Source organism: uncultured Nitrospira sp., from assembly GCA_902500695.1.
GTDB lineage: Bacteria > Nitrospirota > Nitrospiria > Nitrospirales > UBA8639 > Nitrospira_E.
On sequence record CABVRQ010000102.1, the window covers coordinates 4,958 to 11,800 of the forward strand.

Below are 6,843 nucleotides of genomic sequence, written 5' to 3' on the forward strand. Positions count from 1 at the left end.
CCTTGGAAGGAAGCCACCACCCGCTTCAGGGGATTGCTGGCGTAATAAAAATTAAACGCATGCTCGAGGGAGGCATCGCCTTCATGCGGGGAAAAAATTTGGATATCCCGCCATGAAAAACAGACCAATTCGGGCTGAAAGGCCTTGGTCGCTTCCCTTAATTGGGCTTGACGTTGATTCGGCGGAAATAACGAAAGATCCAGAATCTGCTGACGCACATCCGGCCGTCGCCGGTGGATGAAGTCAGCCAGGTAGGTAATCCCGGTGGGATAGACCTTTTTACAGGGGAGGAAGACGTAGAGTACGGAATTCATCGTGTTATTTCACCGCCACATGAATGGCGACAATTCCACCGGTCAGATTGTGATACTCCACAGTCTGAAACCCGGCTTCCTTGAGTAATTGAGCTAGCCGGTTTTGATCTGGAAAATTCCGTATCGACGCCGGTAAATATTCATACACCCCCGTCCCATCCCGGGCCACCTTGGTGCCAATCCATGGGAGCAAATGAAAGGAATACCAGTCGTAAAGCTTGCGGAGGCCGGCTGAAACAGGACGGGAAAATTCCAAGCACACGAACCGACCTCCGGGTTGTAAGACCCGGCAGATTTCGGAGAGAGCTTGAGGAAGATTCCCAACGTTGCGAATACAAAATCCGGCAGTCACCGTATCAAACGTGTCAGACGGAAAGGTGAGATGCTCGGCATTCATCTGTAAACAGGTAATACGGTTGGCCAATTTCTGGGACCGGACTTTATCCTGCCCCACACGCAACATGGCTAAATTCAAATCCGCCGCGATAATTTGGCTCGTGTAGCGGAGATGTTGATCCACTAAAATGGCAAGGTCGCAGGTTCCCGCCCCTAAATCTAAGGCTCGTGTCCCAGGGATGTCAGGAATATAGGAAATCGCCTTGCGTTTCCAGGAATGGTGCAGACCAAAACTGAGAAGAGAATTATTCAGGTCATAAAATTTGGCAATGGCCGTGAACATTCGCTGGACGGCCTGTTCCCGAGCCGGACCTGTCCATGTGGAGGCCGCCTTGCCTGGAATTTCGGTTTTATTCATGACAGGAACCACCCCAAGGACCTAGCACCCGATCTCAAGTTTTGTCAAGAATGAAACCCTTCAGAAAACTGGATTGACCGATCAAAGCCTGACAACACACTGATCAGGGAAGGACCAAAGAGGGAACTAAATAAACAGGGTAGTTTCAGCGCCAGAGCAGGCAGAGATAATCGCAGGCAACCCCATCACTTCATCAACCCCTTGAGTGACCGCTTTGGCATCAACCCCCATATACTCAAGTCCTGCGCTACAGGCGACCAGTTTAAATTGGCCGACGTGACGGGCTTCCTCGAACATTTCCGAAATGAGTGGGACTTTGCGTTCACGGATCAACCGGGCCACTTCCGGGGCTTGGGCGGCATACTCCGGAGGAAAATCCAATTCATTTATCCGGCCTTCCGCCAACTTTTTGATGGTCCAGAACAGCAAGACCACCATCACGTCTTTCCCCATCGCCGCAGCCGTTAACCCCAGCGTGGCCACTTGATGCAGCTTATCATAGGTCGCATTATGTGCATAAATGACGAATTGTGGCTTAGCCCCCATCTTGAATTGTTTCTCCACTCATCTTCGTAACCAGCTCAGCTTGCAGATGTGACATCGCACTCCTTCTCGCACTTCCACTAGTCTGACTAACAGGTTGTTATCGTTTTGTGGGATGAATCAACGGCTGTGGTTTGCGTCGAGTGAGTGTCCAACCCTCTTCCTCATATAACAAGCAACATTTCATCCGACCACAGACCCCAATCCGGTGGCTATCCATCCCATTCATGGGGGCATCGGCCCGTCCCCGGGGATAGACCGGCTTAAAATCAGTTAAAAAGCTGGAGCAACATAGCACCAATCCGCAGGTATCCACACCGCTCAGTCTGGCGGCTTCCTCCCGGGTTGAAATCTGGCGCATCTCAATCCGACATCCAAATCTCCGGGCGAGATCTTTGACCAGTTGCCGGAAATCAATCCGGTCATCAGCCGTATAGGTAAAGGTCAGTGATCGCTGGGCAAACGATCCAAACACTTCCACCAATGTCATTTTGAGGCCAGATTCTGCAATTCGCTGATTACAAAACTCCTCACCTTCCTGGGCCAATCGCACCTGGCGTACAATCTGGCGGGTATCTTCTTCAGTGGCTTTTCGAATAATCTGCCGCATCACTCGCATCGGCGGGCTAAACGGGAGAAATTGAGGAGGGAGATAGACTTTCCCAAAGGTATGGTCGTTATCTAAATCCAACAAAACCCAATCGCCGACCTTCACCGTATGATCATCGGTCCGGGTTTTTTTCACCTCTCCCAGATCCCGAACTTTGACGCCGACCACCGCAACTTCTTCTATATATTCTTTTTCGTCTTCAGATTCCTGCACCATAAATCATTGTCTCCCTTTGCTACCTAGGAATACTGTAGGCGTGAGGTTCAATCATACCGGACTTACGGGGAGAGGCCAAGCGGGAATCCTGGAGGCTCAGGCCGCGGCACTAAACTCAGCTCATCCCATGACTCACACCTGCTAACGATGCTTTCGCAGGAAGGGAGGAGGAGCATGATCCAACTGATAGAGTCCGAGTGGTGCCAGTTGATCTGACAGATGAGACACCAGGGTTTCTCCATCGGGTCCGGCTCCAAATACGTCAAACGCCTGGCCGAAATGATAGCGACAGCCAAACGGTTCCAGTTCCTGCTTAAGACTTTCAGGAAGATCCCAATTCGCCGTGAGCAAGGCCGTCCTGGCCGGATTACGTCCACTGAACATAAACGATAAATGATCGGGATACCAATCGGCACCCCCTGTCGCATAGGACACAAAAAGCCTGGCTTGAGCCGTTCGGCACAACTCGGCTAAATAGGCATTAGTCAAAAAGCCGTTTTCTCCCACCTCCAACCAGGTTCCCGGAGGAGAGAGACAGGCATAGGCCGCATAACTCCGGACTTCTTTGAGTTGTTGTTGCGAGGCAAAAACCAAGGGAATCGGACCGTACTTTGACACGAGGTTGGCCATGACCTTGTCTTGCAATGCCGAGTGGCCATCATTGGTCGGCCCGCTATCGGCATGCACCAACGTGTTCCGCCCACGGTCGGCCACCAGATAACAATTTCGGGGAAGTTCCACATCACATGGGTCTTCACCGAAAAACGGCACAGACACTACCTCGGCATCTCCTATACGCCAACTTTCCCCATGGGCCAGCTCCCTGACCTGAGAAAAACCTAATTCTCTAAGAAGGGACAGATAATCATAATGCAGCGTTTTCCGATTGCGTCGACTCGGCACAAAGATCGGCACATCTTTTGGCAAATGATACAAGGTTCGAGGATCGACATGGTCGTCATGATCATGGGTGAGAAAAATCCCAGCCGGGCGCGGCAGGAGATTGGCCCACAGAGATGGGACAGGCGACTCCGCGAACCATGGCATGAGCCAGGGATCAAACCATAAAAAATCATCCTGGTGTCGATACATCAACGCTGCATGTCCCAGATGGACCACATCCTGATCCTTTGTGACCTTCCTCCAATGCGCCTCAATGGAGGTATGTGGAGCGATGGCAAGACAATCATGGTCTTTCAAGAGGGTAAAGAGCTGCGCCAATTGACGCTCAAGGTCTCGCCCGCCAGCCTGGGCCACCGTTTGAATTTCGCCCATCGCGTGCCGGCCAGTGAGAAAACCCAGGAAATTTCCCACATTCGGCCCGATTGGCCGCTCAAACCCAAAAGGGATCGCCTGACGCGTGACGGAATTAAAAATCCGCAATCCCCCGTATGTCATTTTGGCCGAGGCAGTGGGATTTTTGGGATAGGTCCAGTGAAAGGTCCCATCGGATTTCCGTCCGCACTGAATATGTCGTTGCAGGGGAGGACGGCTTTGCACCACTTCCGCATAGGCATCCTCCAAACGACGGGATAGTTGAGGGTCATCCACGGAAGCACGTTTGGCCATGATGTCGCTGATGGCGGTCTCGATACCGCTCATCATGAGCTCATGCGCCTGATGAAGACTGCTGACAACTTCCGGATCCACCCCGCCCAAAAACGGAAATGGTCCTGGCTGTTCGACACTTTCCAACTGAACCCATACCCAGGGGTGCAGTCCGACGTGCTGCGTGGGATCAATGGTCGTCCAGGGATTCATGACAACGTGAGATGAAGAAAAAAATCTGCCGTTTGTGGTGAAAGGAACGAAGCGAGAGAGTTTAACCCTTCTCTATCACAATTGGATTGAGGGTTCAAACAACACCTGGATTGTATTTAAATCCGGATCCGAGAGATAAAACGAATAACTGCCGTCACGATGTTGCTTCAGAGGCTTTACAATCGTGGCCCCTTGTTCCGTGGCTTCGGAAAACAACGCATCCACACTTGACGGAGATTCCATGATAAACCCCAAATGATCCAACGGGTGAACCTGGGAAAGGTTAAATTGACTTAACTCTTCAGAGGTCACCTGATGCAGCGCCAGGTTATCGTAGCCCGTACTGAGGTAAACATTTTCGGGATCAGGCTGCCACACAACTTTCATATCAAACAGTCGTTCATAAAAACGCTGGGAAACCTGAACATCCCGCACCCGCAAGGCCAAATGTCGAAGGCCACGGGTTTTTCTTTTTTCCTGCATCTCAATTCCGTCAATGTGGTGAAGAGTAAGACTGCATCGCTCACGAGTATTTTCGGAGAAAGGCATCATACCCAGGACCCTGAGATGGAGCAAGTTGCCAAACGGACGTCGAAGGTTTCTAAAATCTGTGGAAAATCTCACCTTGTTCAACTTTCCCTCCTAAAACCTTTGGTCTATCATTCATGATCAGGGAGAATTATGGTATTTTATGAATCGAATACATAAAAAATTGTGGCATTGTCAGAAAAAATTGGAGGAAAAGATGGCAGGAAGGATGTGGAATCGACGGGTAGGGTATATCGGGGTAGGAGCGTGCCTACTGCTCATCGCTGGAGTTTCCAGCACGGTGAGCGCTTCTGAGCCCCATCAGGAAATTGTCGGAAAAGACGGCGCTCCCATGGTCTTGATTCCCGAAGGAATCTTCCCCATGGGAGTGCCCAAAGCGGCCCGTGATGGGGGACTCGACGAACGACCGAATCATGACGTGTTCGTGGGTACCTTTTATATGGATAAGTATGAACTCACCAATGGACGGTATCTTCAATTCGTGACCGAAACCGGGCACCGCACCCCCCAACATCCCACGGATCAAAAAAGAGGACTGTGGAAAGGGAATATGATGCCCGAATCGGTCACCGACCTTCCGGTCATCAATGTGGACTGGAAGGATGCCGAAACCTACTGCCACTGGGCCGGTAAACGCCTTCCCACCGAAGCCGAGTGGGAAAAAGCGGCAAAAGGCCCCAACGACTGGCGCTTTCCTTGGGGTGACGTCGAACCCACGCGGGAACATTTGAATTTCAATCAATCGTGGCGGGGAGAGGCCACATTAACCCAGGTGGGTATTTATGAAAAAGGCAAAAGCCCCTATGGCATTTACGATGTAGCGGGCAATGTCTGGGAATGGGTGGCCGACTGGTACGAAGCGGATTATTACGGCAAGAGCCCCGCCCGAAATCCCCCGGGACCCGAAACCGGCACCTACAAAGTGTTGCGGAGTTCAGGCTGGCAAGGGGAAACACCCCAGGTGCGAATCTTTACCAGGATCAAAAGTCTTCCAACGGACCGTAATAATTCCACGGGATTCCGATGCGCCCAGGATGGGCCGGCTCCATCGACCCGCTAAACCTTTCACCTCTTTGAAAGTACCCCCATGAGCGGTGAACACCCCAATGTCGGCTTTCAAGGATTCCGGGTCGGAGCACTTGAAAGCCGGATGGCTACCGAGATGAAACGGTTGATTGTCCGGCACGGAGGCGTGCCCGTGGTCGCCCCATCAATGAGGGAACTCCCACTATCGGACAATCCCCAGGCGCTGGAATGTGGCGACGCCCTGCTGGCGGGTCAGGTCGATATACTCGTCCTGCTCACCGGGGTAGGATTTCGTACTCTGCTGGATGTTGTGCAGACCCGGTATGCACTTGAGGGGATTATTGGCGCCTTGCAAAACACGGTGCTCGTCGTGCGGGGTCCCAAACCAACTCTGGTGTTAAAAGAACTCGGGCTTCAGCCGAACATCCTGGTCCCCGAACCCAATACCTGGAAAGATACTCTCGTTGCCCTTGATGCATCCTACCCTGATGGGCTCCAGGGATTACGGATCGCGGTGCAGGAATACGGGGTCAGTAACCCGAAATTTCTAGAAGGCCTGAGGGAACGGGGAGCAAAAGTTCGACCGGTTCCCGTCTATCGATGGACCTTACCTGAGGATCTGGCACCCCTGAAACATCTGCTTCAAGAAGTCATGGATGGGGTCATACCGGTTTTGTTGGTCACCAACGCCATTCAAGTGGAACATCTCGTCAAGGTGTTAGAAAAGGACGAAAAGATCAATGAGTTCAGAAAAGCGCTTCATCGCATGATGGTCGCCTCCATTGGCCATTTGGCGACTGAACGGTTACGCCACTATGGCTTCCCCGTCGACCTCGAACCTTCTCACCCCAAAATGGGGATCCTGGTCAAAGAAGCCTCCCAGGCCGTTCACACGATCCTGACCACGAAGAACGCCCCGCCAATAAGGGATACACCCGCGCCCTGATCCTCAGCGAACACATCAGACCTTTACTCCTATAACTATTATTGGCATTTCCCTTACCTTCAGACTGGTTCGGAGCGAAATGCACCATAATTTCAAGCACAACCCGCTAGCTGGAATTTTTAGA

General features: G+C 51.9%; 7 protein-coding genes and 1 pseudogene. 2 read left to right on the forward strand and 6 right to left on the reverse strand.

Annotated features, from left to right (window positions below; all coding sequences use genetic code 11):
* From AAH187_RS17250 to AAH187_RS17275, 6 genes and pseudogenes are all read right to left on the reverse strand, one after another.
* Positions 1–314: pseudogene (locus AAH187_RS17250) on the reverse strand (radical SAM protein); the annotation flags it as partial.
* A gap of 4 nt (positions 315–318) precedes the next feature.
* On the reverse strand, positions 319–1,068 hold the full coding sequence (gene ubiE / locus AAH187_RS17255; RefSeq protein ID WP_342349724.1) for a bifunctional demethylmenaquinone methyltransferase/2-methoxy-6-polyprenyl-1,4-benzoquinol methylase UbiE: 750 nt from the start codon (positions 1,066–1,068) through the stop codon (positions 319–321).
* Positions 1,069–1,194: 126 nt separating this feature from the next.
* Complete coding sequence (locus AAH187_RS17260; protein WP_342349725.1) at positions 1,195–1,614, reverse strand: hypothetical protein; 420 nt, start codon at positions 1,612–1,614, stop codon at positions 1,195–1,197.
* A 97-nt stretch (positions 1,615–1,711) separates the two neighbouring features.
* Positions 1,712–2,437 (reverse strand): PSP1 domain-containing protein, encoded by a 726-nt coding sequence (locus tag AAH187_RS17265; RefSeq protein WP_342349726.1) that lies wholly within the window; start codon positions 2,435–2,437, stop codon positions 1,712–1,714.
* Positions 2,438–2,578: 141 nt separating this feature from the next.
* Positions 2,579–4,198, reverse strand: a complete 1,620-nt coding sequence (locus tag AAH187_RS17270) for an MBL fold metallo-hydrolase (protein ID WP_342349727.1) — start codon at positions 4,196–4,198, stop codon at positions 2,579–2,581.
* A 75-nt stretch (positions 4,199–4,273) separates the two neighbouring features.
* Positions 4,274–4,822 carry a VOC family protein gene (locus tag AAH187_RS17275; protein ID WP_342349730.1) on the reverse strand — a complete coding sequence of 183 codons (549 nt, stop codon included), beginning with the start codon at positions 4,820–4,822 and terminating at the stop codon, positions 4,274–4,276.
* A 121-nt stretch (positions 4,823–4,943) separates the two neighbouring features.
* Here AAH187_RS17275 and AAH187_RS17280 point away from each other — a divergent pair, with 121 nt between their 5' ends.
* Both AAH187_RS17280 and AAH187_RS17285 read left to right on the forward strand, forming a co-directional pair.
* Positions 4,944–5,807, forward strand: coding sequence for a formylglycine-generating enzyme family protein (locus AAH187_RS17280; protein ID WP_342349728.1), 864 nt, complete (start codon positions 4,944–4,946; stop codon positions 5,805–5,807).
* A 27-nt stretch (positions 5,808–5,834) separates the two neighbouring features.
* The gene (locus AAH187_RS17285) at positions 5,835–6,719 is read left to right on the forward strand and encodes a uroporphyrinogen-III synthase (protein WP_342349729.1); all 885 of its coding nucleotides are present in this window, start codon (positions 5,835–5,837) and stop codon (positions 6,717–6,719) included.
* The last annotated feature ends 124 nt before the right edge of the window (positions 6,720–6,843 follow it).

Coding starts and splice junctions, on each gene's coding strand:
- AAH187_RS17280 (WP_342349728.1), top strand. CDS start 4,944: ATGGCAGGAAGGATGTGGAATCGACGGGTAGGGTATATCGGGGTAGGA.
- AAH187_RS17265 (WP_342349726.1), bottom strand. CDS start 2,437: ATGGTGCAGGAATCTGAAGACGAAAAAGAATATATAGAAGAAGTTGCG.
- ubiE (WP_342349724.1), bottom strand. CDS start 1,068: ATGAATAAAACCGAAATTCCAGGCAAGGCGGCCTCCACATGGACAGGT.
- AAH187_RS17285 (WP_342349729.1), top strand. CDS start 5,835: ATGAGCGGTGAACACCCCAATGTCGGCTTTCAAGGATTCCGGGTCGGA.
- AAH187_RS17270 (WP_342349727.1), bottom strand. CDS start 4,198: ATGAATCCCTGGACGACCATTGATCCCACGCAGCACGTCGGACTGCAC.
- AAH187_RS17260 (WP_342349725.1), bottom strand. CDS start 1,614: ATGGGGGCTAAGCCACAATTCGTCATTTATGCACATAATGCGACCTAT.